Source organism: Streptococcus symci (assembly GCF_006385165.1).
Taxonomy (GTDB): Bacteria; Bacillota; Bacilli; order Lactobacillales; family Streptococcaceae; genus Streptococcus; species Streptococcus symci.
The window spans coordinates 65,150-91,843 of record NZ_VFJA01000003.1 but is presented as its reverse complement, the minus strand read 5'-3'; the positions used below and the strand labels follow the sequence as shown (position 1 = coordinate 91,843).

The window sequence follows — 26,694 nt, the reverse complement described above, 5'->3', positions numbered from 1 at the left end:
ATGAAAATAAATAAGAAGAAACTTGCTGCTGGTGCAGCTGTCGTCCTTTCTTTAAGTCTGTGTATTTATGCATTGAATCAACATCAGACAGGAGAGAATAAAGATACGAATCGTGTATCTTATGTCGATGGGAAACAAGACACTCAAAAAACAGAGACACAAACACCAGATCAAGTCAGCAAAAAAGAAGATATCCAGGCTGAACAGATTGTTGTGAAAATCACTGATCAAGGTTATGTGACTTCACACGGTGATCATTTCCATTATTATAATGGGAAAGTTCCTTTTGATGCGATTTTCAGTGAAGAACTTTTGATGAAAGATGCCAATTATCAACTTAAAGACGCTGATGTTGTTAACGAAATCAAAGGTGGTTACATTATCAAGGTGGATGGTAAGTATTATGTTTACCTTAAGGATGTGGCACATGCGGATAACGTTCGTTCGAAGGACGAAATTGAACGCCAAAAACAAGGTCATACTCACGATGCACCAACATCTAATAGTGCAGTGGCGCTTGCTCAATCTCAAGGTCGCTATACTACTGATGATGGCTACATCTTTAATGCATCTGATATTATAGAGGATACTGGTGATGCTTATATCGTCCCTCACGGAGGACATTACCACTACATTCCAAAGAGTTCCTTGTCTGCTAGTGAATTGGCTGCAGCACAAGCTTACCTCTCTGGAACTAGAAATCAGCCTAGTGTGACTGACTATCGTCCAAGTACAAATGGGACTGGTCAAACTCCCAAGCCTATTCAACAGGCTGAAATACCAAGTAATAAATCCGAGAGTCTTCAAAGTCTATTACAGCAGCTTTATGCTCTTCCAAGTACTCAACGATATACTGAATCGGATGGTTTGACTTTTGACCCTGCTAAGATTTCAAGCAGAACACCAAGTGGTGTAGCGATTCCTCATGGAAATCACTATCATTTCATTCCATATACAAAGCTTTCTGCATTAGAAGAAAAGATTGCGAGAATGATTCCTCTAACTAGTGACAGTGAGAAACCAACACCATTGGAGAATCCAAGCAAACCAGCAGAAAAACCTACTCAGCAAAACCATCATCATGAGCAAGACGGTGACCATGGAAGTCAGGCACCTAAGCATGACGAACATAAACATGACGCTCATCATGATGAAGACCATGATCATGGTTTTGATGCCAATCGTGTCATCAGTGAGGATGATCAAGGCTTTGTCATGTCACACGGTGATCATAATCATTACTTCTTTAAGAAAGATTTGACAGCAGAGCAAATTAAGTCGGCTCAAGATCATTTAAGAGGTAAGACGCCAGTAACACCAAGTCCAGCACATGATGATGAACACGATAAAGATAATCATGGGAACCATCATGATGAAGACCATGATCATGGTTTTGATGCCAATCGTGTCATCAGTGAGGATGATCAAGGCTTTGTCATGTCACACGGTGATCACAATCATTACTTTTTCAAGAAAGATTTGACAGCAGAGCAAATTAAGGCCGCCCAAAATCATCTGAAAAGTAAAACGCCATCAGTACCAAGTACAGCCCATGAAGATTACGATGAAGATACACACGGTCATCACCATGACGAACATGGCCATGATTTTGATGTCAATCGAATTATCAGTGAAGATGCGGCAGGATTTGTCATGACTCACGGAGACCATAATCATTACTTCTTCAAGAAAGATTTGACAGCTGACCAAATTAAGGCCGCGCAGGATCATTTGAGAGGTAAAACGACAGTAACACCAAGCCCAGCCCATGATGATGAACACGATAACGATAATCATGGCCACAAACATGATGAAGACCATGATCACGGTTTTGATGCTAATCGTGTCATCAGTGAGGATGAACAAGGCTTTGTCATGAGTCATGGTGACCACAATCATTACTTCTTCAAGAAAGATTTGACAGCAGAGCAAATTAAGGCAGCTCAGGATCATTTGAAAACACATCATGATGCGGAGCCTGTAAAACCTCTTGCTAAAACGGTAGAGTCTTTCTCAAGAGATGCTAGCGATGAAGAAAAGATTGCTTATATTTCTAAAACATACGGAGTTCCACTTGAAGCGATTAGAATTTCAAACGGATTCTTTGTCTTTGGAAATCCAGACCAAGCCTACGATCCAACTCATATCCATCCATACGCTGTTCGTAAGGAACATGTTCGACTCCCACTCCAAACTGGAAATCCAGAACTTGATTTCTTAAATGAACTCTATACCACTGCTTTGCGAGATGGTGTGTCTCCATATAGCTTGCAGGTAGAAAATGGTAGTTTTGTGATTCCTCATGGCGACCACAATCATTACATCAAGGTTCAAACTAAGGGATATGAAGTGGCTTTGAAAAACAAGATTCCAGCCCTACAATCCAATTATCAACCTGGAGCTTTTGATGAGAAGGCAGTTTTGGCAAAAGTAGATCAACTTTTAGCTGATAGCAGAAGCATCTACAAAGACAAGCCTATCGAACAAAGACAGATTGAGTTGGCTTTGGGTCAATTTACTGAAAACATGAAGAAACTTTCAACCAACTCGACTGCAGGTTATCTTGCAACACTTGACCTCTTTGATAAGCAATATATCCATATTGATGAAAGTGTCAAACCAGTTGAAACAAGTCCATTAGACAAGAAATATCAAGCCTTGATTGATAAAATCAATACACTAGATACAGATTCTTATGGACTTCCTAAGAAAGACCTTCTGGTTCGACTCCAAGAAGCTAAATTGGCTAAAGATGAGGCTGCTTTAGCAGCGGTTGAATCACAACTTCAAGCTCTTCAAGACTTTAATGATCGAACAGGTGTTACAACTGTAGAATACATCAAGTATTTCTACGAACACGTAAATGACGGTCGTTTAAATGATGAACTTCGAAACAAAGTGGCTCAGTTGACTTGGACCTTGTATCAATCTCAATCCTTCCTTAAGGCAGCGGAATTGAACAAATTGTTCCCAAGTATCTATCAAGCAAAACAAGAAGTAGAAGAAGCTTTAAAAGCTCAACCAACCATTGCTAAATCGACTAAGACAGTTCTAGATACTGAAAAAGTTGATAACCAAAGTGCTAAGACAGCTATTTATGGCTTCTTGAAAGAATTGTACGGAGACTTCATGCCCGAAGAACATGTCAATCATGTTAGCAAGGAAGAAGTAGAAAGTCTCTTGAGCAAGGCAACTCAACTCTTGGAACAAATCCAAGAAGAAGGAATCAGACAATCCTTGGCAGAAGAAGTAGAAAATCTCAAAGCTGCTACAAACAAGGTTGATGCAGACTTGGATGAAGTAAACAGCCAGGTAAAAGATGTCTTGACTCGTATCGCTAGCGCCCTTCAACAAGAGAAGGAAAATGCAGAGCAAGATCCTCAGACACTTGTACTTTATCAAAAACTCTACGATATTCTTATGTCGCTTCACGCATACTTAGAAAACAATAAGGGTTCTGATGCCGACTTTGATAAGGTGGATGCATTACTAGATCAACTTTCTGCTAAGAGTAAGGATAAAGCTGCTTTACTTGAATTGACAAAAACTATCCTAGTCTTGAATCAAGAAATCAAGTCAAAAGCTAGCGCAAGTGAAGAAGCAAGTCCAGCAACAAATGCTGAAGCAAATACTGATAAGACCAGTCCCGAAACAGAAACATCAACAGCTGAGAAATCTAACAGTGAAACTGCAAGCAACGAAAACAAAGCAAGCAACACAATCGATTCTAAACCTGCTGAATTAGCTTCAGAAAAGGAAACAACAGAATCTACAACAAGTACTGGAAATCAAGACAAACCTGCTGAATAACTAAAAAAGACGAGGTAGCTGAGCTACCTCGTCTTTTTAGTCTTTATAAGCTACGATACCAATGATGGTATCAACTGCACGTTCCATGGTCTGAAGACTGACGTATTCAAAACGTCCATGCATATTTTCTCCACCCGCAAAGATATTGGGAGTAGGGATTCCCATAAAGGAAATTTTAGAGCCGTCTGTCCCTCCACGGATTGGTTCGATTATAGGAGTGATACCTAAATCTTCCATAACGGCTTTAGCAATGGTAATTGGAGTCATATCTTTTTCAATGACTTCTTTCATATTGTAGTACTGGTCTGTCAAGTTTAGAGTGACACGGTCGCTACCAAGTTCTTGATTCATCTTATCAGCGATTGACTGCATAGCTGCTTTACGCGCTTCAAAGGCATCTTTTTCAAAATCACGAATGATGTAGCTTGCACGCGCCTCTTCGACACTACCTGTCACATCCATTAGATGGTAAAAACCTTGGTAACCTTCAGTTAACTCAGGTCGATCATTTTCTGGAAGTTGATTGTGAAAATCAATTGCTAGCTGAAGGGCATTGACCATTTGACCTTTGGCAGTACCAGGGTGGACATTGCGTCCTTGGAAATGCAATTCAGCACCAGCTGCTGAAAAGGTCTCGTACTGAAGCTCACCTAGCGGCCCACCATCCACTGTGTAGGCAAAGTCAACATCAAAATCTTCAGCATCAAATTTATTGGCACCTACACCGATTTCTTCATCTGGACCAAAACCAACACGAATCTCACAGTGTTTAATTTCAGGGTGAGCAGTTAGATATTCAATGGCTGTCATAATCTCAGCAATTCCTGACTTGTCATCAGCACCTAGCAAGGTTGTACCATCGGTTGTGATAAGCGTTTGTCCTGGATATTTCTCAAGACTCTTAAAGTCAGCTGGATCGAGTTTGAAACCAGAATTTCCTAGTTCAATCACACCACCATCGTAGTTTTCAATTACCTGTGGATTGACTCCTTCGGCATTAAAATCAGCAGTATCCATGTGAGATATAAAGCCAATCTTACGTGTTAAAGATGGATCATTGGCTGGTAAGGTTCCAATTGCAAAACCATTTGGTAGATAATAAACATTTTGTAATCCAACACGTTTCATTTCAGGAATAAGAACATTTGTAGCAAAATCAACCTGACTCTGCGTACTTGGAGTAGTAGTAGAGTGTTCATCAGAGCGCGTATTGACCTTAACGTAGGTTAAGAAGCGGTCCAAGAGATTGGGATAAGTCATAAAAAACTCCTTTTGAATTCATTTTTTCCATTGTATCATAGAAAAGAGAGAAAAACAAAAGACTGAAGTTAGGGAAATTCGCTATGTTGGCGTTTACTTATCAACGAATTCATGATAAAATAAACTTGATAAAAATATCACAAGGAAGCGATTATGAAAAAAGCAATTTTAATGATGACTTTCGGTTCGCCAGAAGAGATTACCTTTGAAGGTGTGGCTGATTTTTTCACAAATATTCGTCGTGGAGTGAGACCTCAAGACCACGAGATTCAAACTCTCTATGATAATTATGTACTAATTGGAGGGACGCCTCTGCAAAGAATTACCCGAGAAGAGGTTGCCTTGGTAGAAGCTAGGCTGGGGAATGAGTATAGTGTTTATTTTGCTAATAAGTTTTCCAGACCTTTTATTCCAGATGTGATCAATCAGATGGAAGCAGACGGAATCGAGCAGTGTATTTGCTTGATTTTGGAGCCTCATTATTCTTTTTACTCTGTCATGGGATACGAGAAATTTTTAGAAAGCAAACAAATTCAATTTTTAGTTATTAAGGACTGGTATCAAGAAGAAGCACTCTTAAACTATTGGGCAGATGAAATTGCTAAGATTTTAAAAGAAGAAGTGAAGCAAGATAACTTTAAAGTCGTCTTTTCAGCCCATAGTGTACCAATTTTTGCCTTGGATTTTGGAGACCCTTATATCGACCAAATTTTTGAAAATAGCAAGCTAGTCGCTGAAAAGCTGGGGTTGAGTTCCGAGCAATATACTAACACTTGGCAAAGTGAAAGTGATATTGGGATTCCATGGATTAAGCCAGATGTCTTGGAGTATCTTAGAGAGCAGAAAGAACATCCAGACCATTATATTTTTGTTCCTATCAGCTTCATCAGCGAGCATATTGAAGTCTTGTTTGACAACGATGTGGAATGTTATGACTTGTGTCAGGAATTTGGGGTGAACTATCATCGTCCACCAATGCCAAATACAGATTCTCGTTTGATTGATGCCTTGGTCAATACAGTCAGAGCCAATGAACATCAAGAATTTAAGGAATTTCTCCCAGAAGAAGAAACCTTTGATGAGTTAGTTCCTTCAGATGAGACTAAAAATATTTTGGCCGAATCTGAAGATTTACAAATGCCGGAATTTGTGAAAAAACTGATTGAGAAAAAAGGTCGGGAAAATGTTAAGATGCCTTATCTTATTAAGAAAATGCTTGAAAAAGCAGGCAAGTTACCTAAAGAGTAAAGAAAAAAGGATTTAGCCTTGCGCTAAATCCTTTTAATTGATTATTTTTTCTCAAGAAGAGCTTTGATTTCCTGAAGTACTTCCAACTCAGTTGGACCAGCTGGAGCTTCTTCAGCTTCTTCTTTCTTAGTAAGGCTTTGAGCTTTTTCAATACCTTTGATAACGAAGAAGAGAACAGTACCGATAACTAGGAAGTTGATAACAGCACTCAAGAATTTACCATATGTAACACCATTCCAAGCAAGCTCAGCGATGTTTTGTACTTTCGCAGCTTCCAAGGCTGGATTCAAAATAAGTGGAGTGATGATATCGTTAACAAGTGATGTAACGATTGCACCAAAAGCAGTAGCAATGATTACACCGACAGCAAGGTCAACAACGTTACCACGAAGCAAAAATGCTTTAAGATCTTTTAACATTTTCATAATTTCCTTTCAAAAAATTTTACACTTTATTATATATTAATTAAGAAGTTCTTGCAAGCTATATGCTTAAATTTTTTCTTATTTTTTAAAAATAAATACCTTACTAAAAATGTAATTGAGGATAATTATTAAGAATTGTGCAATAACTGTTTCAATACTATTCACCTTATTAATATTATCATTTACAAATTGTCCGATAATATTAGGAAACTGAGTTACAAAGAGAAAAGTTAAAAACAAGTCTAAAAGAAAAGTAGAAAGACGTGCTAGAGTAAATTTCATTAAACGGATTGACCAATTCTGCCTAGCTTGCTTGAATACAATTGTATCATTTGTAATAAATGCAAACAGAATACCGATACTATTTGCGAGTCCAGTAGCAAGGAGTTCTCTATGAGTTAGTTGATAAATGACTAATCTGGATAGGATAGCTATAAGAGTAGTAGCTATACCAAAAAAGAGATAGAGTAAAAGCTCATTTTTCAAGAGACTTTGAATGCGTTTTTTCATGCTTTTAGTATAGCATAAAGCAGGCTATTGTGCTATACTAGTAAGGTTGATTCAAGCAACCCTTGGTGCTTAGCTTCTTTCACCAAGCATATTACACGCGGGAAACCGCCAAAGGAGAAAAGATGAAAAAATTAACTATTCGTGATGTAGCAGATATTGCAATTGTTGCTGCTATTTATGTCGTTTTAACTGTCACACCACCCCTAAATGCCATTAGCTATGGTGCTTATCAGTTCCGCATTTCAGAAATGATGAACTTTATGGCTTTTTACAATCCTAAGTACATCATCGGAGTTACCATCGGTTGTATGATTGCTAATTTCTTTAGCTTCGGACTGCTAGATGTTTTTGTTGGTGGTGGATCAACCTTAGTATTCCTTAGTCTAGGTGTTTGGCTTTTTGCAAAATACAGTAAAGATTACCTCTTTAATGGATTGATTCGAAAAGATCATTTCTTCTTTTCAATCCTCTTTTCAATTTCTATGTTTACTATTGCTGCCGAGTTAAATATTGTAGCAGAATTACCATTTTTCCTTACTTGGTTTACAACAGGAATTGGTGAATTTGCCTCATTGATTATTGGCGCGATTATTATTGGTAAAATTGCTCGTCGAATTGATTTAAGCAAATAGAAGAAGATAAGCTAGGTAGCTCTTACCTGGCTTTTTCTTATGGAAAATTTCTAAGGAAACTTGACAAGTTTTTCTAACTATAGTATACTTTTTAAGTAAGCTGATTTAGCTCAGTTGGCAGAGCGCATCCATGGTAAGGATGAGGTCGCCGGTTCAATCCCGGCAATTAGCATGATATTTACATGGAAACTCTTGAACACAAGAGTTTTTTCTTATGCTCGCGAGAAAAAATTCTGACTTTTGTATAATAAAAGTCATCCTGCAAAAATTTTTTATTGACAAAACCACTTATTTCTAGTAATATAATAGACGCGATGAGTCGATAGGTAGTCTTCGGACTACTATTGAGCATAAGGAGGTCATAACGCAGGAGCGGACCTTGATGAGTTGTGTGAACCTGCTCATCACATGAAGATGCCTCTTAGTCCCTTGTCTAGCGACTGGGGATTTTTATTTTCCAAAAAATGATGAAAAAGCTTTGCAATTCATGGAAAAAGTAGTATAATACATCTATTATAGAAATTTTTAGAAAATTCCGAAAGAGGTTATTTATGGGATATACAGTTGCTGTAGTCGGCGCGACAGGTGCTGTCGGTGCTCAGATGATAAAAATGTTGGAAGAATCAACACTTCCAATCGATAAAATCCGTTTACTTGCTTCTGCACGTTCAGCAGGCAAGACTTTGAAATTTAAAGATCAAGATATTACGATTGAAGAAACGACTGAAACAGCTTTTGAAGGAGTTGATATTGCTCTCTTTTCAGCAGGTGGTTCTACATCAGCTAAGTATGCACCATACGCAGTTAAAGCTGGAGCGGTAGTAGTTGATAATACATCTTACTTCCGTCAAAATCCAGATGTTCCTTTGGTTGTACCAGAGGTCAATGCTCATGCACTTGATGCCCACAACGGTATCATTGCCTGCCCTAACTGTTCAACAATCCAAATGATGGTGGCTCTTGAGCCAGTTCGCCAAAAATGGGGCTTGGACCGTATCATTGTTTCAACTTACCAAGCCGTTTCAGGTGCTGGTATGGGTGCGATTCTTGAAACACAACGTGAACTTCGTGAAGTATTGAATGATGGTGTAAACCCACGTGATTTGCATGCGGAAATCTTGCCTTCAGGTGGTGACAAGAAACACTATCCTATCGCCTTCAATGCTCTTCCACAAATTGATGTCTTCACTGACAATGATTACACTTACGAAGAGATGAAGATGACTAAGGAAACTAAGAAAATTATGGAAGATGACAGCATTGCAGTATCTGCAACATGTGTGCGTATTCCAGTCTTGTCAGCTCACTCTGAGTCAGTTTACATCGAAACAAAAGAAGTGGCTCCAATCGAAGAAGTGAAAGCAGCTATCGCAGCCTTCCCGGGTGCTGTTCTTGAAGATGATGTAGCTCATCAAATCTATCCTCAAGCCATTAATGCAGTTGGTTCACGTGATACCTTTGTTGGTCGTATCCGTAAAGACTTGGATGCTGAAAAAGGAATCCACATGTGGGTTGTTTCAGATAACCTGCTCAAAGGTGCTGCTTGGAACTCAGTTCAGATTGCAGAAACTCTTCACGAACGTGGATTGGTTCGTCCAACGGCCGAATTGAAATTTGAATTAAAATAGTCATATTGTTTAGGAGTTCATATGAACTCCTTCTTTGAAATAGAGAGGTGTTTCTCATGTCTTATCAAGATTTAAAAGAGTGTAAAATCATCACAGCCTTTATTACTCCCTTCCACGAGGATGGTTCCATCAACTTTGATGCCATTCCAGCCTTGATTGAGCATCTGTTGGCCCATCATACAGACGGCATTCTTCTAGCAGGGACGACTGCCGAGAGTCCAACTTTAACCCACGATGAAGAGTTGGAACTGTTTGCAGCTGTACAGAAAGTTGTCAATGGGCGTGTTCCTTTGATTGCGGGTGTGGGTACCAATGATACGCGTGACTCTATCGAGTTTGTCAAAGAAGTAGCAGAATTCGGTTGTTTTGCTGCTGGGCTTGCTATTGTTCCTTACTACAACAAACCTTCTCAAGAAGGAATGTATCAGCACTTTAAGGCCATTGCGGATGCTTCTGACTTACCTATTATAATTTATAATATTCCAGGTCGCGTAGTGGTAGAGTTGACTCCAGAGACCATGCTTCGTTTGGCTGACCATCCAAATATCATTGGTGTCAAAGAATGTACTAGCTTGGCTAATATGGCTTACTTGATTGAGCACAAGCCTGAAGAATTCTTGATTTATACAGGTGAAGATGGAGATGCTTTCCATGCCATGAACCTTGGTGCGGACGGGGTTATTTCTGTTGCCTCTCATACAAATGGGGATGAAATGCACGAGATGTTTACTGCCATTGCAGAAAGCGATATGAAGAAAGCCGCGGCGATTCAACGTAAATTCATTCCTAAGGTTAATGCCCTCTTCTCTTATCCAAGTCCTGCTCCAGTTAAGGCAGTTCTTAACTATATGGGATTTGAAGCTGGCCCAACTCGTCTACCTCTTGTTCCAGCACCAGAAGAGGATGCCAAACGCATTATCAAGGTTGTCGTAGATGGCGACTACGAAGCGACTAAGGCAACTGTAACAGGTGTCTTAAGACCAGATTACTAATAATTACAATAAAATCCATGACCGATTGAACGATCATGGATTTCTTATTTTCCTAAACAGAATTGGCTAAAGAGTTGGGTGATGAGTTCATCTGGAGCAGCATCTCCAGTAATTTCTCCGAGAATTTCCCAAGTACGGGTCAAGTCAACTTGAAGCAAGTCAACAGGCATACCCAGTTCAAGACCTTCATTAACAGCTTGTAGGCTTTCAACAGCCTTCTCAATCAAGGAAATATGACGGGCGTTTGACAAGTAAGTAGCATCTTGCTCAACCAAACCAGCATTTTCAAAGAAGAGGTTGTTGATTCTCTCTTCAATCTTATCGATGTTTTGGTTTTTAAGGACTGAGATACGAATAACGTCTTCAGGGAGTTCTGAAGCTTCAATTGCTTCAGGAAGATCAGTTTTATTAAGAAGAATAATAAGGTTTGTATCTTGGCTAATTTCAAGAAGTTGTCTGTCTTGAGCAGTCAGTGGTTCACTAGCATTTAGCACTAGTAAAACTAAGTCAGCTTCCTTAAGTGCTTTTTTTGAACGCTCAACTCCAATTTGTTCAACGATATCATCCGTTTCACGAATACCGGCCGTATCAATCAATTTGAGAGGAACACCATTGATGTTGACGTATTCTTCGATGACATCTCGAGTAGTACCAGCAATGTCTGTAACGATAGCCTTGTCCTCACGCAAGAGGTTGTTGAGAAGGCTTGATTTCCCAACGTTAGGGCGTCCGATGATAGCAGTTGAAATTCCTTCACGGAGGATTTTACCGCGACGGGCTGTCCTAAGGAGATTAGTTAGCAATTGCTCAAACTCTATAGTCTTTTCACGGATAATAGCAGTAGTGGCTTCCTCAACATCGTCATACTCAGGATAGTCGATATTGACCTCGACTTGGGCAAGTGTGTTAAGGATTTCTTGACGGGTATTATTGATAAGATCAGAAAGGGAACCATCGAGTTGTTTAACCGCAATGTTCATGGCCTTGTCTGTCTTGGCGCGGATGATATCCATCACGGCCTCGGCCTGTGTCAAATCCACACGACCGTTTAGAAAGGCACGTTTAGTAAATTCACCAGGTTCTGCCAACCGAGCTCCTTCACGGATAGCTAGCTGGAGAATCTCATTGGTCACCGCAATCCCACCGTGGGTGTTAATCTCGATAATATCCTCACGAGTGAAGGTCTTTGGAGACTTCATAGCTCCAACCATAACCTCGTCCATGACTTTTCCTGTCTGAGGGTCAACGATGTGACCATAGTTAAGGGTATGGCTAGCAACCTGACTCAAGTCTTTTCCTTTAAAAATCTTTTGCGCAATAGCAAAACTGTCTGTCCCGCTCAGGCGGACAATACCAATAGCCCCTTCACCTAGTGGAGTAGAGATAGCAGCGATGGTATCAAATTCACGTGTAATCATAATATTTCCTTTAATTAATAGCTCTTTTCTTGAAAATTTTTCCAAGTATCTTTTCAAATTGTAACAAATTTAGGCTATTTCTTCAATGGATGCTACTTGGAGATTGAAAAAGCCTAAGCAATTCTGCTTAAGCTAGCTTATTTGGTGCGCATTTCACCTTGAGGGAAGTAGGTTCCTTCTGGCATGTCGTTGATGATGACATGAACAGCAGATTGAGGTGCTCCAGTGTTACGGACAACAGCTTCTGTTACTTCCTTAGCAAGAGCCTTCTTTTGCTCGAGCGTGCGTCCTTCAAATAAATCGATGCGTACAAATGGCATAATAGCTTCCTCCACTAGTTTTTGATTTCTTCTATTTTACCACATTTTGCCGTTTAAAGCTTAAGAAAATTATGATATACTAGAATGTAGCAAAAATTTAGAAATGGACGTGAAGCAAGAAACATGGCACAGTTGTATTATCGTTATGGGACCATGAACTCTGGTAAGACTATTGAGATTCTCAAGGTGGCCTATAACTACGAGGAGCAAGGAAAAGGTGTTGTGATTATGACCTCGGCTCTGGATACGCGTGACGGTATTGGCTATGTGTCGAGTCGAATTGGCATGAAACGCTCTGCCATTGCTATTGAGGAAACGACGGATATCTTTGGCTATATCCGAGACCTACCAGAAAAGCCTTACTGTGTTTTGGTCGATGAAGCCCAGTTTCTCAAGCGTCACCATGTTTACGATCTAGCTCGTGTTGTTGATGAGTTAGACATACCTGTCATGGCTTTTGGCTTGAAAAATGACTTTCGCAATGAACTGTTCGAAGGTTCCAAGTATCTCTTGCTCTTAGCAGACAAGATTGACGAAATCAAGACCATTTGTCAGTATTGTAAGAAAAAGGCGACTATGGTGTTGCGTACTCAGGATGGACTGCCCGTTTACGATGGAGAACAGATCCAGATTGGTGGTAATGAAACCTATATCTCAGTTTGCCGTAAACATTATTTTGCCCCTGAAATCAATAAGGAGAATGAAGAAAATGAACATCTATGATCAACTACAAGCTGTAGAAGACCGTTATGAAGAATTAGGAGAGTTGCTGAGTGACCCGGATGTGGTTTCGGACACAAAGCGTTTCATGGAGCTCTCAAAAGAAGAGGCTTCAACTCGTGATACGGTAACAGCTTACCGTGAGTACAAACAAGTCCTTCAAAACATCGTTGACGCTGAAGAAATGATTAAGGAATCAGGCGGAGATGCGGACTTGGAAGAAATGGCCAAGCAAGAACTCAAAGATGCCAAGGCTGAAAAAGAAGAATACGAAGAAAAACTGAAAATCTTGCTCCTTCCTAAAGATCCAAACGATGACAAGAATATCATCCTTGAAATCCGTGGCGCCGCTGGTGGAGACGAAGCAGCACTTTTCGCTGGAGATTTGCTAACCATGTACCAAAAGTATGCGGAAGCACAAGGCTGGCGCTTTGAAGTCATGGAAGCTTCTATGAACGGTGTCGGTGGTTTCAAAGAAGTGGTTGCCATGGTTTCAGGTCAGTCTGTTTACTCTAAGCTTAAGTACGAATCAGGTGCCCACCGTGTGCAACGTGTTCCTGTGACAGAAAGCCAAGGCCGTGTTCATACTTCGACAGCGACAGTTCTTGTCATGCCTGAAGTCGAAGAAGTAGAATACGATATTGATCCAAAAGACCTTCGTGTTGATATCTACCACGCCTCTGGTGCTGGTGGACAGAACGTCAATAAGGTTGCGACTGCCGTTCGTATCGTTCACTTGCCAACCAATATCAAGGTTGAGATGCAGGAAGAACGTACCCAGCAGAAAAACCGTGAGAAGGCCATGAAAATCATCCGTGCGCGTGTTGCTGACCACTTTGCACAGATTGCTCAGGATGAACAAGACGCTGAGCGCAAGTCAACAATCGGTACTGGTGACCGTTCAGAACGAATCCGTACTTATAACTTCCCACAAAACCGTGTCACAGATCACCGTATCGGCTTAACCCTTCAAAAACTAGATACCATTTTATCTGGTAAATTGGACGAAGTTGTGGATGCCTTGGTTCTATATGACCAAACACAAAAATTAGAAGAATTAAACAAATAATGAAATTAGCTCAATTATTTTCAGATTTTGAAGAAGAGTTGATAAGACAAGGAGAGGAAGCTGAAAGCCTCTCTTTTGTCTATCGTAGTCTGAAAAATCTCACTTTTACAGACTTTGTTTTCGCCCTCCAGCAAGAGGTAACCGACGAAGAAAAACTATTTGTAGAGGAAATTTACCAACAGTTAGCAGCTCATAAACCGGCACAGTATATCATAGGACAGGCAGATTTTTATGGAATGCAGCTAAAAGTGGATGAGCGTGTTTTGATTCCTCGTCCAGAGACTGAGGAGCTGGCTGAGCTTATCCTGGCTGAGAATCCTGAGACGAATCTTTCAGTTCTGGATATTGGAACAGGTAGTGGAGCTATTGCTCTCGCTCTAGCAAAAAACAGACCAGATTGGTCAGTGACAGCAGCGGATATTTCCCAAGATGCTTTAGATTTAGCTAACGAAAATGCTAAAAATCAAAATCTTCAAATATTTTTAAAAAAATCTGACTGTTTTACAGAAATTTCTGAAAAATATGATATAATTGTTTCCAATCCACCCTATATCTCTCGTGAAGATGAGTCAGAGGTAGGCTTGAATGTTTTGCATTCAGAGCCTCATCTAGCTCTCTTTGCAGACGAGGATGGCCTAGCTATTTACCGTAGAATTGCGGAAGATGCAAAAGACTATCTCAAGGATGGTGGTAAGATTTACCTTGAAATTGGATATAAGCAAGGTCAAAGTGTTCCTGAACTTTTTAGGAAATATCTTCCTGAAAAAAGAGTACGAACACTCAAGGATCAATTCGGTCAAGATAGGATGGTTGTGGTTGATGATGGACAGGATTAGACAAGAGTTGGAGAAGGGTGGAGCTGTCGTTCTGCCTACAGAGACGGTTTACGGTCTTTTTGCCAAGGCTCTAGACGAAAAAGCAGTTGATCATGTTTACCAACTCAAACGTCGTCCCAGAGACAAGGCCCTTAACCTCAATATCGCCTCTCTAGAGGACATCTTGCACTTTTCTAAGAATCAGCCAACTTATCTACAAAAACTTGTAGAGACCTTTTTACCAGGTCCCTTAACCATTATTCTCGAAGCTAATGACCGAGTTCCCTATTGGGTCAATTCTGGTCTTGCAACTGTTGGATTTCGGATGCCGAGTCATCCCATTACCCTTGATTTGATTCGAGAGACAGGTCCCTTGATTGGGCCGTCTGCTAATATCTCAGGTCATGCAAGTGGAGTGACCTTTGCTCAAATTCTAGAGGACTTTGACCAAGAAGTTTTGGGGCTAGAAGACGATGCTTTTCTAACTGGACAGGATTCAACTATTTTGGACTTGTCTGGAGACAAGGTGAAAATCTTACGCCAAGGGGCAATTAAGCGAGAAGATATTCTTGCTCATTTGCCAGAGATTTCTTTTGAGGAGGAATGAGATGCTAAGAGATTTGCAAGAAACCGATGTGAAAGCTATTTGTGATATCAACCAAGAGGCGTTGGGTTATTCTTTTAGTCAAGAGGAGACAGCTAGTCAACTAGCTAGACTAGATCAGGATTCCCATCATTTCCTTCTTGGCTATGAGGATGAAGCTAGTCATGCCTTGCTTGGATATGTCCACGCTGAGGTCTATGAATCACTTTATTCTAAAGCAGGATTTAATATTTTAGCCTTAGCAGTTTCACCTCAAGCACAAGGGCAAGGTATTGGTAAAAGCTTACTGCAAGGGTTGGATCAAGAAGCAAAAAGACGTGGTTATGGGTTTATCCGCTTAAACTCTGCCGATCATCGTCTGGGTGCTCATGCATTTTATGAAAAAGTTGGTTATACTTGTGATAAAGTGCAGAAACGGTTTATTCGCATCTTTTAGTTTATTTTCTTAGACTAAAGGACCTGTCACACTATAAAGGAGAAGACCTATGATTTTTGACAAAGATGATTTTAAAGCATATGATGCTGATCTCTGGAATGCTATTGCTAAAGAAGAAGAACGCCAACAAAACAACATTGAGTTGATTGCTTCGGAAAACGTAGTTTCCAAGGCTGTTATGGCAGCTCAAGGGTCTATCTTGACGAATAAATACGCCGAAGGCTACCCAGGACGCCGTTATTATGGTGGAACGGATGTGGTAGACATGGTAGAAAGTCTAGCTATTGAACGTGCAAAAGAAATTTTCGGCGCTAAATTTGCCAATGTCCAACCACACTCAGGAAGCCAAGCCAACTGTGCGGCTTACATGGCCTTGATTGAGCCAGGTGATACGGTTATGGGAATGGATTTGGCTGCTGGTGGTCACTTGACCCATGGGGCTCCTGTTAGCTTCTCAGGTCAAACCTACAACTTTGTTTCTTATAGTGTGGACCCTGAAACGGAACTCTTGGATTTTGATGCTATCTTGAAACAAGCCCAAGAAGTCAAACCAAAATTGATCGTAGCAGGTGCTTCAGCCTATTCACAAATTATCGATTTTTCAAAATTCCGTGAAATTGCGGATGCTGTTGGGGCTAAGCTCATGGTCGATATGGCACATATCGCTGGTTTAGTTGCAGCTGGTCTTCACCCAAGTCCAGTACCATACGCTCATATCACTACAACAACGACCCACAAAACCCTTCGTGGACCTCGTGGTGGTTTGATTTTGACTAATGATGAAGAACTTGCAAAGAAAATCAATTCAGCTATTTTCCCTGGTATTCAGGGTGGTCCTTTGGAGCATGTTGTTGCTGCTAAGGCAGTTTCCTTCAAAGAAGTTTTAGATCCAGCCTTCAAGGAATATGCTGCTAATGTCATCAAAAACAGCAAGGCTATGGCAGATGTCTTCTTGCAAGACCCTGATTTCCGTATCATTTCTGGCGGAACTGAAAACCACCTCTTCCTAGTGGATGTGACTAAGGTTGTAGAAAACGGAAAAGTTGCTCAAAACTTGCTGGATGAAGTTAATATTACCCTAAATAAAAACTCAATCCCTTACGAAAGCTTGTCACCATTCAAGACAAGTGGGATTCGTATCGGAGCAGCAGCCATTACTGCACGTGGATTTGGTGAAGAAGAAAGTCGCAAAGTGGCTGAGCTTATTATTAAAACTCTTAAGAATGCAGAAAATGAAGCTGTCTTAGAAGAAGTGAGAAGTGCAGTTAAAGAATTGACAGATGCCTTCCCATTATACGAGGACTAAAACTTTTATGGACATTTATATTAAGAAAGCCATTATCCATCAGTTTAGCCCGGATGATACCGAGCTGTTTCTAGCGGATAAGTTTCTCAATATCACTCCAAAAATCGAAGAATACTTGCGTAAAAAAATTGAACGTGTGTATTCAGATGAAGCCAAGACTGGGATTTTCGAGGAAGAAAATCCCTTCTTCAATCATATTACAGACGATTTGTTGGAGACATCAGTGACGCTGGCTAATCTCTGGAAAGAGGAGTTCAGTACTTCCGAAAATCTAAAGATCAATGACTTGATTTTTGTGCAATTTTCTAAAGAAGGTGTAGAACATTTCGCTTTCTTGCGAATTGCCCTGCGGGAGACCTTGACCCACCTCGGTGGAGAAGTTGATAATCCAATTAAGCTAACTCAGAATAACCTGCCTGGATTTGGAACGGGTGCCGACGAAGCCTTGGTGGTCAATCTTCAGAGTCGCAAGTATCATCTGATTGAAAAACGAATTAAGTACAACGGGACTTTTTTGAACTATTTTTCAGATAATCTTCTTGCCGTTGCCCCTAAGATTTCACCAAAGAAATCTATCAAAGAACTAGAAAAAACGGCTCAGAGAATTGCTGAGACTTTTAACACAGATGATTTTCAATTTCAATCCAAGGTCAAATCAGCTATTTTCAATAATCTAGAAGAAAGTAATGAATTGTCACCTGAAAAATTGGCCAACGACCTTTTTGACAACAATCTGACGGCTCGTTTGAGCTTTATTGACCAAGTCAAAGAAGCAGTACCAGAGCCAGTTCAATTTGATGAAATTGATGCTAGTCGCCAATTAAAGAAATTTGAAAACCAAAAACTTTCCTTGTCAAATGGAATTGAGCTCATCGTTCCCAATAACGTCTATCAAGACGCAGAATCGGTCGAGTTTATCCAAAACGACAATGGAACTTACTCTATCTTAATCAAAAATATCGAGGATATTCAAAGTAAATAATGTTTAAACGAATTCGAAGAGTGCTTGTACTAGCAGTCTTCCTTTTTGCTGGCTATAAAGCTTACCGCGTTCACCAAGATGTCAAGCAAGTCATGACCTATCAACCCATGGTGCGAGAAATCTTGAGTGAAAAAGACACACCAGCAAACGAAGAGCTTGTGCTCGCTATGATTTATACCGAAACAAAAGGAAAAGAAGGCGATGTTATGCAGTCTAGTGAGTCTGCAAGTGGTTCCACCAACACTATCAATGATAATGCCTCTAGCATTCGGCAAGGTGTTCAAACTCTGACAGACAATCTCTATCTGGCCCAGAAGAAGGGTGTTGATGTCTGGACAGCTGTTCAAGCCTATAATTTTGGACCTGCCTATATCGATTTTATTGCCCAAAATGGCAAGGAAAACACCCTAGCACTGGCTAAACAGTATTCTCGTGAGACTGTTGCCCCCTTGCTTGGTAATACCACTGGAAAGACTTATAGTTATATGCACCCCATTTCTATTTTTCACGGTGCCGAACTCTATGTAAATGGAGGAAACTATTACTATTCTAGACAGGTGCAACTCAACCTTTACATCATCAAATGTTTCACTCTCTTTTCGACATCTGGCTAGCCCAGGTGTTTTTGTTATAAGTTTTCTTTAAGATAGATATATTACTCTAGAAAGGTAAAGGAGGGAATTCCCTATGAGAAAGAAACTCTTTCTGACCAGTGCTGCGGTCTTGTGGGCAGTAACAGCTTTGAATAGCGCCCATGCAGCAACAGATGTTCAAAAAGTCATCGATGAAACCTATGTTCAACCTGAATATGTCCTAGGTTCATCATTGTCTGAAGATCAAAAAAATCAAACCCTTAAAAAACTAGGCTACAATGCCTCAACAGACACCAAAGAACTCAAGACCATGACACCTGATGTCTATTCTAAGATTATGAATGTGGCAAATGACTCTAGCTTACAACTGTATTCATCAGCCAAGATTCAAAAGCTAGGTGACAAGTCGCCACTTGAGGTCAAGATTGAAACACCAGAAAACATCACTAAGGTGACGCAGGATATGTACCGCAATGCGGCCGTAACTTTGGGTGTGGAACACGCCAAAATCACTGTAGCAGCACCCATTCCAGTTACAGGTGAGAGTGCCTTAGCAGGGATTTACTATTCACTTGAAGCTAATGGAGCCAAGGTGCCACAAGCCAACAAAGATTTGGCTCAAGAAGAGTTGAAGGCCTTGTCCGATATCAATGCTGAAAACAAGGACAAGTCAGGCTATGATGCTAATAAATTAAATGTTGCCCTAGCTGATATCAAGTCAGCACTCGCCAAAGCTAAAGAAAGTAAGGGAAATCTGACAGAGGAAGATGTCCGTAAAATTGTTGAAGATACCTTGAAAAATTACAAACTTGATCAGGTTATAACAGGAAACCAGATCAATATTATCATCAATTTTGCTTTGAATCTCTCAAAGAGTGATATCCTCAGCAATGCAGACTTCACTAAAACCCTGAATGACCTGAAACAAAGTATTGTTTCACAAGCTGGCGACAGTTTTAAAAATATCAACCTTAACTTTGATGCGGATAAGGCGCTAGAGGACGGCGGCAATTTCCTAAGCTCCCTCTGGCAAGCCATTGTCAACTTCTTCAAGAGTTTTGGTTCTTAAGAAATTTCATGGTATAATAGATGGTAACCGTAACGTTGCCGTCTTTTTTATCGGCCAATAGAAAGAGAAGAGAATGTTAAAGAAAAATGATATTGTAGAAGTTGAAATTGTCGACTTGACCCATGAAGGGGCAGGAGTTGCCAAGGTTGATGGTTTGGTCTTTTTTGTCGAGAATGCTTTACCGAGTGAAAAAATCCTCATGCGTGTCCTCAAGGTCAATAAAAAGATTGGTTTTGGGAAAGTTGAAGAATACCTTGTCCAATCACCATACCGTAATCAAGATCTAGATTTGGCTTACCTGCGTTCAGGAATCGCGGATTTAGGTCATCTTGCCTATCCAGAACAGCTCAAGTTTAAAACCAAGCAAGTTAAGGATAGTCTATACAAGATTGCTGGAATTGCAGATGTAGAGGTTGCTGAAACGCTTGGCATGGAAAATCCAGTCAAGTATCGCAACAAAGCTCAGGTGCCTGTTCGTCGAGTAAATGGTGTCTTGGAAACAGGATTTTTCCGTAAGAATTCGCATGACCTCATGCCTCTAGAAGATTTCTTTATCCAGGATCCTGTGATTGATGAGGTAGTAATAGCCCTACGAGACTTGCTCCGCCGTTATGATTTGAAACCTTATGATGAAAAGGAACAAGCTGGCTTGATTCGGAATCTTGTGGTGCGTCGCGGACATTATTCAGGTCAAATTATGGTTATCTTGGTAACAACTCGACCTAAAGTTTTTCGTGTGGAGCAATTGATTGAACAACTAATCAAGCAGTTCCCAGAGATTGTGTCTGTTATGCAAAATATCAATGACCAGAACACTAATGCTATTTTTGGTAAGGATTGGCGTACGCTTCATGGACAAGACTATATTACCGACCAAATGTTGGGAAATGACTACCAAATCGCTGGTCCAGCCTTTTACCAAGTCAATACTGAAATGGCTGAAAAACTTTATCAAACAGCCATTGACTTTGCTGAATTAAAAAAGGATGACGTGGTTATTGATGCCTATTCTGGTATCGGGACGATTGGCCTCTCTGTTGCGAAATACGTCAAGGAAGTCTATGGTGTCGAAGTGATTCCAGAAGCGGTTGAGAATAGCAAAAAGAATGCTCAGCTGAACAATATTTCAAATGCCAACTATGTCTGTGATACAGCTGAAAATGCCATGAAGAATTGGCTCAAGGAAGGAATTCAACCAACCGTTATCTTGGTTGATCCTCCACGTAAGGGCTTAACCGAAAGCTTTATCAAGGCAAGTAGCCAAACAGGAGCAGACCGCATCGTCTATATCTCCTGCAATGCCGCAACCATGGCGCGTGATATCAAACTCTACCAAGAGTTGGGATATGAATTGAAGAAAGTCCAACCGGTGGATCTTTTTCCACAAACACATCATGTTGAGGCGGTAAGTTTGCTAGTCAAGGAGTAAAACGACGAAGATTAGCATTTACTTCCGCCCATGCGATAGCTGTCCGTGATTGACAAGTGCTAGCACGCAGACAGAACGGAGATAGCGAACCGCTGAGTGTGTCGCTCTGCTCGTAAAAGCTTAGAAACCTTTGAACGAAAGGGATAATGAAAGCCTTGATTGCAAGGCTTTTTGCTTTATGGTGGGTAAGTATCAGAGTGAGAAAATTTTTGGAATGAGTAGAAGTGATAGCTAGAAATTATCAGTTTCTATTTCCATTTACCCTGTGGGTACGTGTTTGTTTCCATTGACAAGGAGTTTGTGGGAATAGAAATGTACCCACCTTGTTTGAATCAAGTGAAGTGTAGTTGAAGGAAATCTGTTGAAAGCAATACTTCATTTTACCGAATAAGTAATAATTTAGGCAACTTCAAATCGATTAAAAAAAACTATTTTAAAGGTTAAGAGTAGACAAAAATTGTCCACTCTTTTTTGCAAACTCAATTTATCAATAAATGAAATGAGGGAATGTAAAATGAAATATTTTGAGGTTGAGTTAGAAAATCCTGATGAATTTTTAAAACTACAAACAGAAGATTTTGTGAAAGCTAATCGCTTGCTACTAAGGAAGATAATCCAGAGCGTTACAGTCTATGAAGAAAACTTCGTCATATCCTTTAAATCTGGCATCGAATTGGAAGTATGAGTCTCATTCCATAACTTTTATATTGAACATATCATCTTTTTGTGTTATACTATAAATTGATATAAACAAAGATGTAGGAGGAACCGAAACTATGACAGCCTCAATGCGTTTAAGATAAGCTGGCAATAAAAAAAGCAGAATCTATACCCGATGATAGGCTTTTTTGTTGTGCTTATTTATACGATATTGAGCATTCATTAGTTACGGTGAGGATATTGGTTATTTAACTATACCTTTATTTAACTATGTCTTTAATATGAATGTTTCCAAATTGTATGTATGCAGACCAAAAGCCACATTGTGGGGTTTGGCCTGCATTTTTTATTGCCTAGAATGCTATTCAAAATAGAAATTCAAGCAAAATAATATGCAGGAGATAATATAAATGGAAAAATACAACAATTGGAAACGAAAATTTTATGCAATATGGGCAGGGCAAGCAGTATCATTAATCACTAGTGCCATCCTGCAAATGGCGATTATTTTTTACCTTACAGAAAAAACAGGATCTGCGATGGTCTTGTCTATGGCTTCATTAGTAGGTTTTTTACCCTATGCGATTTTGGGACCTGCCATTGGTGTGCTAGTGGATCGTCATGATAGGAAGAAGATAATGATTGGTGCCGATTTAATTATCGCAGCAGCTGGTGCAGTGCTTGCTATTGTTGCATTCTGTATGGAGCTACCTGTCTGGATGATTATGATAGTATTGTTTATCCGTAGCATTGGAACAGCTTTTCATACCCCAGCACTCAATGCGGTTACACCACTTTTAGTACCAGAAGAACAGCTAACGAAATGCGCAGGCTATAGTCAGTCTTTGCAGTCTATAAGCTATATTGTTAGTCCGGCAGTTGCAGCACTCTTATACTCCGTTTGGGATTTAAATGCTATTATTGCCATCGACGTATTGGGTGCTGTGATTGCATCTATTACGGTAGCAATTGTACGTATACCTAAGCTGGGTAATCAAGTGCAAAGTTTAGAACCAAATTTCATAAGGGAGATGAAAGAAGGAGTTGTGGTTCTGAGACAAAACAAAGGATTGTTTGCCTTATTACTCTTAGGAACACTATATACTTTTGTTTATATGCCAATCAATGCACTATTTCCTTTAATAAGCATGGAACACTTTAATGGAACGCCTGTGCATATTTCTATTACGGAAATTTCCTTTGCATTTGGGATGCTAGCAGGAGGCTTATTATTAGGAAGATTAGGGGGCTTCGAAAAGCATGTATTACTAATAACAAGTTCATTTTTTATAATGGGGACCAGTTTAGCCGTTTCGGGAATACTTCCTCCAAATGGATTTGTAATATTCGTAGTTTGCTGTGCAATAATGGGGCTTTCGGTGCCATTTTATAGCGGTGTGCAAACAGCTCTTTTTCAGGAGAAAATTAAGCCTGAATATTTAGGACGTGTATTTTCTTTGATCGGAAGTATCATGTCACTTGCTATGCCAATTGGGTTAATTCTTTCTGGATTCTTTGCTGATAAAATCGGTGTAAATCATTGGTTTTTACTATCAGGTATTTTAATTATTGGCATTGCTATAGTTTGCCAAATGATAACTGAGGTTAGAAAATTAGATTTAAAATAAACAATATTGGAGGAAATGTTATGGAATTAATATTAAAAGCAAAAGACATTCGTGTGGAATTCAAAGGACGCGATGTTTTAGATATAAATGAATTAGAAGTATATGATTATGACCGTATTGGTTTAGTAGGAGCAAATGGTGCTGGAAAAAGCACTTTACTCAGGGTACTTTTAGGAGAATTAACTCCCCCAGGATGTAAAATGAATCGTCTGGGTGAACTTGCCTATATTCCCCAGTTGGACGAAGTAACTCTGCAGGAGGAAAAAGATTTTGCACTTGTAGGCAAGCTAGGTGTTGAGCAATTAAATATACAGACTATGAGCGGTGGTGAAGAAACAAGGCTTAAAATAGCACAGGCCTTATCGGCACAGGTTCATGGTATTTTAGCGGATGAACCTACGAGCCATTTAGACCGTGAAGGAATTGATTTTCTAATAGGACAGCTAAAATATTTTACAGGTGCACTGTTAGTTATTAGCCATGACCGCTATTTTCTTGATGAAATAGTAGATAAAATATGGGAACTGAAAGATGGCAAAATCACTGAGTATTGGGGAAACTATTCTGATTATCTTCGTCAGAAAGAGGAAGAACGTAAGAGCCAAGCTGCAGAATACGAACAATTTATTGCGGAACGTGCCCGATTGGAAAGGGCTGCGGAGGAAAAGCGAAAACAGGCTCGTAAAATAGAACAGAAGGCAAAAGGTTCTTCAAAGAAAAAAAGTACTGAAGACGGAGGGCGTTTAGCTCATCAAAAATCAATAGGAAGTAAGGAAAAAAAGATGTATAATGCTGCTAAAACCCTAGAGCACAGGATTGCGGCCTTAGGAAAAGTAGAAGCTCCGGAAGGCATTCGCAGAATTCGTTTCAGGCAAAGTAAAGCATTGGAGCTCCATAATCCATACCCTATAGTCGGTGCAGAAATTAATAAAGTATTTGGGGATAAGGCTCTGTTTGAAAATGCATCTTTTCAAATTCCGTTAGGAGCAAAAGTGGCGTTAACTGGTGGTAATGGAATCGGAAAAACAACTTTAATCCAAATGATCTTAAACCATGAAGAAGGAATTTCTATTTCGCCTAAGGCAAAAATAGGTTACTTTGCACAGAATGGTTACAAGTACAACAGTAATCAGAATGTTATGGAGTTTATGCAGAAGGATTGTGACTACAATATATCAGAAATTCGTTCAGTGCTAGCATCTATGGGGTTCAAACAGAACGATATTGGAAAAAGTTTATCTGTTTTAAGCGGTGGAGAAATTATAAAATTGTTGCTTGCTAAAATGCTCATGGGTAGATATAACATCCTAATAATGGATGAACCCAGTAACTTCCTTGACATACCAAGTTTAGAGGCTTTGGAAATACTAATGAAGGAGTACACCGGAACTATCGTGTTTATCACCCACGATAAACGATTACTCGAAAATGTAGCAGATGTAGTTTATGAAATTAGAGATAAGAAAATAAATCTGAAACATTAAATTTAAGGTAGTCGCTGGTCAGTATAGTCTGTTCTGGTTGGCGACTCCATTGTTAAAGAGTATAAAGACTTTAGATTTTATGAATATTAAAAATAGGAACAGTCAATTGAACTGCTCCTATTTTTCTGCTAAATATATTGTAGTTTTCTTATATGTATAATGATAGATTAGCGGATTCTCATCTACGGTACTTACTTCAAATATGAAGAAGTGATCGCGGTTATCTCTGGACTTTTCCTTATTGAGGACAAAGTAATTCTTACGTGAAGTCGCCATTGTTTTTAGGATATCATCAGTTAGGAAGGTCAATGGAATATTCATGTTAGAGTAGCGGTAGAAGTCACGTTCAAAATCTTGGTAGCTCTCGCTATAATAGTCCATTTGTAGGTGATTACGCTGAAACTCAAGCTGATTCATAGAGCACCTCCTCGACAAGTTCAATACTAATAATGTCTTTTAATTTCAAATTGATGTGACCTGTTGTAGTTTTTATCAAAATGAAATCTTTGGTCAGACTTGGTATTGTTCCAGTGTAGGAAACACGCTTGTTTTTTTCAATCACTTGAATGCGTGTGCGTAGCTGCCCGGCGTATACTTGACTGAGGAGTAATAATTTCTTCTCTAGTGATAAGTCAGACATGTACGTTACTTTGTTTGTATCATCAGAGAGTGCTGATGCATGTTCAGATAGGAAAAAGCCCATCCATTTTTGCATCTTTGTATCCTGGTACTCTCTTGCTGATTGAAATGGTAAATATGAACGGTCAATCATATCAAATCCTTTCTATGCAGAGGCAAGGGTATTTTTATCAAATTGAATCGTAAAACCTTGAATTCCCCCACCTGTGTAACATTCTTTAAAGCGATTGATTACCTCAGTATAGATTATCACAGATGAGCTTGTTGGCTTAATGCTAAATGTAAATTCCAATGGTAATCGGTTTTCAGATTTAGCATGTACTAGTCGTATCGATATTTCAGTTGTTTTGAGTTTTCTCTGACGAAGTTTTGAAGTTGCTGTTTCAACGATTCCATGTAAAAATCTTTCAAGCATTTCAATATCATTACATCCTTTGCTACGGATTTCTGAAAATTGTACTGTATTTTTTTCTTGTTTCATTTTAATCCCTCCAATCCACCCGGGGAATGACCACCGATAAGTTTACTGCGTTCAATATTTCTGGAACCTTCAGTTAGGACGGTTCCTTTTTGTATGGCTAAAAAACCAAACTGTTCTCTGACAACATCAATAGCTGTCTGAAGTCTATTATCTTTTTCAATTTGTTCTACATCATCAAAGAGTGATAGTAGAGTATAGCTTTCATCTACGAAGCCACTATAAGATACACCAATTTGTCTCACTGCACCAGAGGTGTATTTTTTCGGAATAATACAAGTACATGACTCACCATTGTTTTGGGGAGATTTGCGGGTTCAATTTTATTCTGAGCATTTATAGATTTTTTCATCTCAGTCCTAGAATAGCCAATATGAATAGAAACGACAGTAGTCAATACTAGGGCTACTGTTCCGTTCCACAGTATCATTTAAAAATCATTTTCACACCCTTTCGTCTATTAGTATAGAAGAAAGCTCTCAGCACACAATATCCACTTGTAGTTTATAATAACTATCTCCTCCTTTACACTTTAATTC

Annotated in this window: 27 protein-coding genes, 1 tRNA gene and 1 riboswitch; of the genes, 19 read left to right on the top strand and 9 right to left on the bottom strand. The window is 39.6% G+C overall.

The window, feature by feature from the left end:
- The gene (locus tag FJN11_RS07100) at window positions 1–3,810 is read left to right on the top strand and encodes a pneumococcal-type histidine triad protein (RefSeq protein ID WP_140224223.1); all 3,810 of its coding nucleotides are present in this window, start codon (window positions 1–3) and stop codon (window positions 3,808–3,810) included.
- A gap of 36 nt (window positions 3,811–3,846) precedes the next feature.
- Here FJN11_RS07100 and pepT read toward each other — a convergent pair whose 3' ends face one another.
- Complete coding sequence (gene pepT, locus FJN11_RS07095) at window positions 3,847–5,070, bottom strand: peptidase T (protein ID WP_115904300.1); 1,224 nt, start codon at window positions 5,068–5,070, stop codon at window positions 3,847–3,849.
- 153 nt (window positions 5,071–5,223) lie between these two features.
- Between pepT and hemH the strand changes: the two genes are divergently transcribed.
- Window positions 5,224–6,318 carry a ferrochelatase gene (gene hemH / locus FJN11_RS07090; RefSeq protein WP_115904301.1) on the top strand — a complete coding sequence of 365 codons (1,095 nt, stop codon included), beginning with the start codon at window positions 5,224–5,226 and terminating at the stop codon, window positions 6,316–6,318.
- A gap of 41 nt (window positions 6,319–6,359) precedes the next feature.
- Here the strand turns inward: hemH and mscL are convergent, their stop codons facing one another.
- Together mscL and FJN11_RS07080 are read right to left on the bottom strand one after the other, a co-directional pair.
- Window positions 6,360–6,737 carry a large conductance mechanosensitive channel protein MscL gene (gene mscL / locus FJN11_RS07085; RefSeq protein WP_020901341.1) on the bottom strand — a complete coding sequence of 126 codons (378 nt, stop codon included), beginning with the start codon at window positions 6,735–6,737 and terminating at the stop codon, window positions 6,360–6,362.
- 84 nt (window positions 6,738–6,821) lie between these two features.
- Window positions 6,822–7,253 (bottom strand): GtrA family protein, encoded by a 432-nt coding sequence (locus FJN11_RS07080; protein WP_140224222.1) that lies wholly within the window; start codon window positions 7,251–7,253, stop codon window positions 6,822–6,824.
- Between the two features lie 28 nt (window positions 7,254–7,281).
- Window positions 7,282–7,378: riboswitch (PreQ1 riboswitch) on the top strand.
- On the opposite strand from FJN11_RS07080, the gene FJN11_RS07075 reads away from it, so the two are divergent.
- The 4 genes from FJN11_RS07075 to dapA all read left to right on the top strand — a co-directional run bounded on the left by FJN11_RS07075 (window position 7,376) and on the right by dapA (window position 10,505).
- Window positions 7,376–7,885, top strand: coding sequence for a QueT transporter family protein (locus FJN11_RS07075; protein WP_140224221.1), 510 nt, complete (start codon window positions 7,376–7,378; stop codon window positions 7,883–7,885). (Overlaps the previous riboswitch by 3 nt.)
- 99 nt (window positions 7,886–7,984) lie before the next feature.
- Window positions 7,985–8,057: transfer RNA gene (locus tag FJN11_RS07070), tRNA-Thr, on the top strand.
- A gap of 379 nt (window positions 8,058–8,436) precedes the next feature.
- Window positions 8,437–9,513: an aspartate-semialdehyde dehydrogenase gene (locus tag FJN11_RS07065; RefSeq protein WP_000542463.1), complete on the top strand. Its 1,077-nt coding sequence runs from the start codon at window positions 8,437–8,439 to the stop codon at window positions 9,511–9,513.
- A 56-nt stretch (window positions 9,514–9,569) separates the two neighbouring features.
- Window positions 9,570–10,505 (top strand): 4-hydroxy-tetrahydrodipicolinate synthase, encoded by a 936-nt coding sequence (gene dapA / locus FJN11_RS07060; RefSeq protein ID WP_125430296.1) that lies wholly within the window; start codon window positions 9,570–9,572, stop codon window positions 10,503–10,505.
- A 44-nt stretch (window positions 10,506–10,549) separates the two neighbouring features.
- On the opposite strand, the gene mnmE is transcribed toward dapA, so the two are convergent.
- Window positions 10,550–11,923, bottom strand: coding sequence for a tRNA uridine-5-carboxymethylaminomethyl(34) synthesis GTPase MnmE (mnmE, locus tag FJN11_RS07055; protein WP_140224220.1), 1,374 nt, complete (start codon window positions 11,921–11,923; stop codon window positions 10,550–10,552).
- A gap of 137 nt (window positions 11,924–12,060) precedes the next feature.
- Window positions 12,061–12,243: a 4-oxalocrotonate tautomerase gene (locus FJN11_RS07050; RefSeq protein ID WP_001117401.1), complete on the bottom strand. Its 183-nt coding sequence runs from the start codon at window positions 12,241–12,243 to the stop codon at window positions 12,061–12,063.
- Window positions 12,244–12,366: 123 nt separating this feature from the next.
- Between FJN11_RS07050 and FJN11_RS07045 the strand changes: the two genes are divergently transcribed.
- The 13 genes from FJN11_RS07045 to msr(D) all read left to right on the top strand — a co-directional run bounded on the left by FJN11_RS07045 (window position 12,367) and on the right by msr(D) (window position 25,038).
- The gene (locus FJN11_RS07045; protein ID WP_140224219.1) at window positions 12,367–12,966 is read left to right on the top strand and encodes a thymidine kinase; all 600 of its coding nucleotides are present in this window, start codon (window positions 12,367–12,369) and stop codon (window positions 12,964–12,966) included.
- Window positions 12,953–14,032 carry a peptide chain release factor 1 gene (gene prfA, locus FJN11_RS07040; RefSeq protein ID WP_001028815.1) on the top strand — a complete coding sequence of 360 codons (1,080 nt, stop codon included), beginning with the start codon at window positions 12,953–12,955 and terminating at the stop codon, window positions 14,030–14,032. Before FJN11_RS07045 ends, prfA begins: the two co-directional genes overlap by 14 nt.
- Window positions 14,032–14,868 carry a peptide chain release factor N(5)-glutamine methyltransferase gene (prmC, locus tag FJN11_RS07035; protein WP_140224218.1) on the top strand — a complete coding sequence of 279 codons (837 nt, stop codon included), beginning with the start codon at window positions 14,032–14,034 and terminating at the stop codon, window positions 14,866–14,868. The genes prfA and prmC overlap by 1 nt, the downstream gene beginning before the upstream one ends.
- Entirely contained in the window at window positions 14,852–15,454 is a 603-nt protein-coding gene (locus tag FJN11_RS07030; protein WP_181146395.1) for an L-threonylcarbamoyladenylate synthase, read from the top strand. Before prmC ends, FJN11_RS07030 begins: the two co-directional genes overlap by 17 nt.
- Before the next feature lies 1 nt (window position 15,455).
- Window positions 15,456–15,887 (top strand): GNAT family N-acetyltransferase, encoded by a 432-nt coding sequence (locus tag FJN11_RS07025; protein WP_140224216.1) that lies wholly within the window; start codon window positions 15,456–15,458, stop codon window positions 15,885–15,887.
- A 49-nt stretch (window positions 15,888–15,936) separates the two neighbouring features.
- The gene (glyA, locus tag FJN11_RS07020; protein WP_140224215.1) at window positions 15,937–17,193 is read left to right on the top strand and encodes a serine hydroxymethyltransferase; all 1,257 of its coding nucleotides are present in this window, start codon (window positions 15,937–15,939) and stop codon (window positions 17,191–17,193) included.
- Between the two features lie 7 nt (window positions 17,194–17,200).
- Window positions 17,201–18,175: a nucleoid-associated protein gene (locus FJN11_RS07015; RefSeq protein WP_181146394.1), complete on the top strand. Its 975-nt coding sequence runs from the start codon at window positions 17,201–17,203 to the stop codon at window positions 18,173–18,175.
- The gene (gene pmp23 / locus FJN11_RS07010; protein ID WP_140224213.1) at window positions 18,175–18,789 is read left to right on the top strand and encodes a cell wall hydrolase Pmp23; all 615 of its coding nucleotides are present in this window, start codon (window positions 18,175–18,177) and stop codon (window positions 18,787–18,789) included. Before FJN11_RS07015 ends, pmp23 begins: the two co-directional genes overlap by 1 nt.
- 73 nt (window positions 18,790–18,862) lie before the next feature.
- On the top strand, window positions 18,863–19,837 hold the full coding sequence (locus tag FJN11_RS07005; protein ID WP_061589708.1) for a DUF1002 domain-containing protein: 975 nt from the start codon (window positions 18,863–18,865) through the stop codon (window positions 19,835–19,837).
- Between the two features lie 73 nt (window positions 19,838–19,910).
- A complete protein-coding gene (rlmD, locus tag FJN11_RS07000) occupies window positions 19,911–21,266 on the top strand; it encodes a 23S rRNA (uracil(1939)-C(5))-methyltransferase RlmD (protein ID WP_140224212.1) in 1,356 nt (451 codons plus the stop codon).
- Window positions 21,267–21,780: 514 nt separating this feature from the next.
- Entirely contained in the window at window positions 21,781–21,951 is a 171-nt protein-coding gene (locus tag FJN11_RS06995) for a hypothetical protein (RefSeq protein ID WP_000873143.1), read from the top strand.
- A 385-nt stretch (window positions 21,952–22,336) separates the two neighbouring features.
- Window positions 22,337–23,554 (top strand): macrolide efflux MFS transporter Mef(A), encoded by a 1,218-nt coding sequence (gene mef(A) / locus FJN11_RS06990; protein WP_000417519.1) that lies wholly within the window; start codon window positions 22,337–22,339, stop codon window positions 23,552–23,554.
- 20 nt (window positions 23,555–23,574) lie between these two features.
- Window positions 23,575–25,038, top strand: coding sequence for an ABC-F type ribosomal protection protein Msr(D) (gene msr(D), locus FJN11_RS06985; RefSeq protein ID WP_000420313.1), 1,464 nt, complete (start codon window positions 23,575–23,577; stop codon window positions 25,036–25,038).
- A gap of 117 nt (window positions 25,039–25,155) precedes the next feature.
- Here msr(D) and FJN11_RS06980 read toward each other — a convergent pair whose 3' ends face one another.
- Genes FJN11_RS06980 through FJN11_RS06965 form a run of 4 tightly spaced genes read right to left on the bottom strand, consistent with a single transcriptional unit; the run spans window position 25,156 to window position 26,400 of the window.
- Complete coding sequence (locus tag FJN11_RS06980; protein WP_001072467.1) at window positions 25,156–25,455, bottom strand: DUF5960 family protein; 300 nt, start codon at window positions 25,453–25,455, stop codon at window positions 25,156–25,158.
- Window positions 25,442–25,810 carry a hypothetical protein gene (locus tag FJN11_RS06975; RefSeq protein WP_000567222.1) on the bottom strand — a complete coding sequence of 123 codons (369 nt, stop codon included), beginning with the start codon at window positions 25,808–25,810 and terminating at the stop codon, window positions 25,442–25,444. The genes FJN11_RS06980 and FJN11_RS06975 overlap by 14 nt, the downstream gene beginning before the upstream one ends.
- A 12-nt stretch (window positions 25,811–25,822) precedes the next feature.
- On the bottom strand, window positions 25,823–26,158 hold the full coding sequence (locus tag FJN11_RS06970; protein WP_000806926.1) for a DinB/UmuC family translesion DNA polymerase: 336 nt from the start codon (window positions 26,156–26,158) through the stop codon (window positions 25,823–25,825).
- Window positions 26,155–26,400, bottom strand: coding sequence for a hypothetical protein (locus FJN11_RS06965; protein WP_140224211.1), 246 nt, complete (start codon window positions 26,398–26,400; stop codon window positions 26,155–26,157). Before FJN11_RS06965 ends, FJN11_RS06970 begins: the two co-directional genes overlap by 4 nt.
- Between the last annotated feature and the right edge of the window lie 294 nt (window positions 26,401–26,694).

Bases quoted from the DNA above. Each gene is read 5' to 3' on its own strand.
- FJN11_RS07100 (WP_140224223.1), top strand. From the start codon at position 1: ATGAAAATAAATAAGAAGAAACTTGCTGCTGGTGCAGCTGTCGTCCTT.
- pepT (WP_115904300.1), bottom strand. From the start codon at position 5,070: ATGACTTATCCCAATCTCTTGGACCGCTTCTTAACCTACGTTAAGGTC.
- hemH (WP_115904301.1), top strand. From the start codon at position 5,224: ATGAAAAAAGCAATTTTAATGATGACTTTCGGTTCGCCAGAAGAGATT.
- mscL (WP_020901341.1), bottom strand. From the start codon at position 6,737: ATGTTAAAAGATCTTAAAGCATTTTTGCTTCGTGGTAACGTTGTTGAC.
- FJN11_RS07080 (WP_140224222.1), bottom strand. From the start codon at position 7,253: ATGAAAAAACGCATTCAAAGTCTCTTGAAAAATGAGCTTTTACTCTAT.
- FJN11_RS07075 (WP_140224221.1), top strand. From the start codon at position 7,376: ATGAAAAAATTAACTATTCGTGATGTAGCAGATATTGCAATTGTTGCT.
- FJN11_RS07065 (WP_000542463.1), top strand. From the start codon at position 8,437: ATGGGATATACAGTTGCTGTAGTCGGCGCGACAGGTGCTGTCGGTGCT.
- dapA (WP_125430296.1), top strand. From the start codon at position 9,570: ATGTCTTATCAAGATTTAAAAGAGTGTAAAATCATCACAGCCTTTATT.
- mnmE (WP_140224220.1), bottom strand. From the start codon at position 11,923: ATGATTACACGTGAATTTGATACCATCGCTGCTATCTCTACTCCACTA.
- FJN11_RS07050 (WP_001117401.1), bottom strand. From the start codon at position 12,243: ATGCCATTTGTACGCATCGATTTATTTGAAGGACGCACGCTCGAGCAA.
- FJN11_RS07045 (WP_140224219.1), top strand. From the start codon at position 12,367: ATGGCACAGTTGTATTATCGTTATGGGACCATGAACTCTGGTAAGACT.
- prfA (WP_001028815.1), top strand. From the start codon at position 12,953: ATGAACATCTATGATCAACTACAAGCTGTAGAAGACCGTTATGAAGAA.
- prmC (WP_140224218.1), top strand. From the start codon at position 14,032: ATGAAATTAGCTCAATTATTTTCAGATTTTGAAGAAGAGTTGATAAGA.
- FJN11_RS07030 (WP_181146395.1), top strand. From the start codon at position 14,852: ATGATGGACAGGATTAGACAAGAGTTGGAGAAGGGTGGAGCTGTCGTT.
- FJN11_RS07025 (WP_140224216.1), top strand. From the start codon at position 15,456: ATGCTAAGAGATTTGCAAGAAACCGATGTGAAAGCTATTTGTGATATC.
- glyA (WP_140224215.1), top strand. From the start codon at position 15,937: ATGATTTTTGACAAAGATGATTTTAAAGCATATGATGCTGATCTCTGG.
- FJN11_RS07015 (WP_181146394.1), top strand. From the start codon at position 17,201: ATGGACATTTATATTAAGAAAGCCATTATCCATCAGTTTAGCCCGGAT.
- pmp23 (WP_140224213.1), top strand. From the start codon at position 18,175: ATGTTTAAACGAATTCGAAGAGTGCTTGTACTAGCAGTCTTCCTTTTT.
- FJN11_RS07005 (WP_061589708.1), top strand. From the start codon at position 18,863: ATGAGAAAGAAACTCTTTCTGACCAGTGCTGCGGTCTTGTGGGCAGTA.
- rlmD (WP_140224212.1), top strand. From the start codon at position 19,911: ATGTTAAAGAAAAATGATATTGTAGAAGTTGAAATTGTCGACTTGACC.
- FJN11_RS06995 (WP_000873143.1), top strand. From the start codon at position 21,781: ATGAAATATTTTGAGGTTGAGTTAGAAAATCCTGATGAATTTTTAAAA.
- FJN11_RS06980 (WP_001072467.1), bottom strand. From the start codon at position 25,455: ATGAATCAGCTTGAGTTTCAGCGTAATCACCTACAAATGGACTATTAT.
- FJN11_RS06975 (WP_000567222.1), bottom strand. From the start codon at position 25,810: ATGATTGACCGTTCATATTTACCATTTCAATCAGCAAGAGAGTACCAG.
- FJN11_RS06970 (WP_000806926.1), bottom strand. From the start codon at position 26,158: ATGAAACAAGAAAAAAATACAGTACAATTTTCAGAAATCCGTAGCAAA.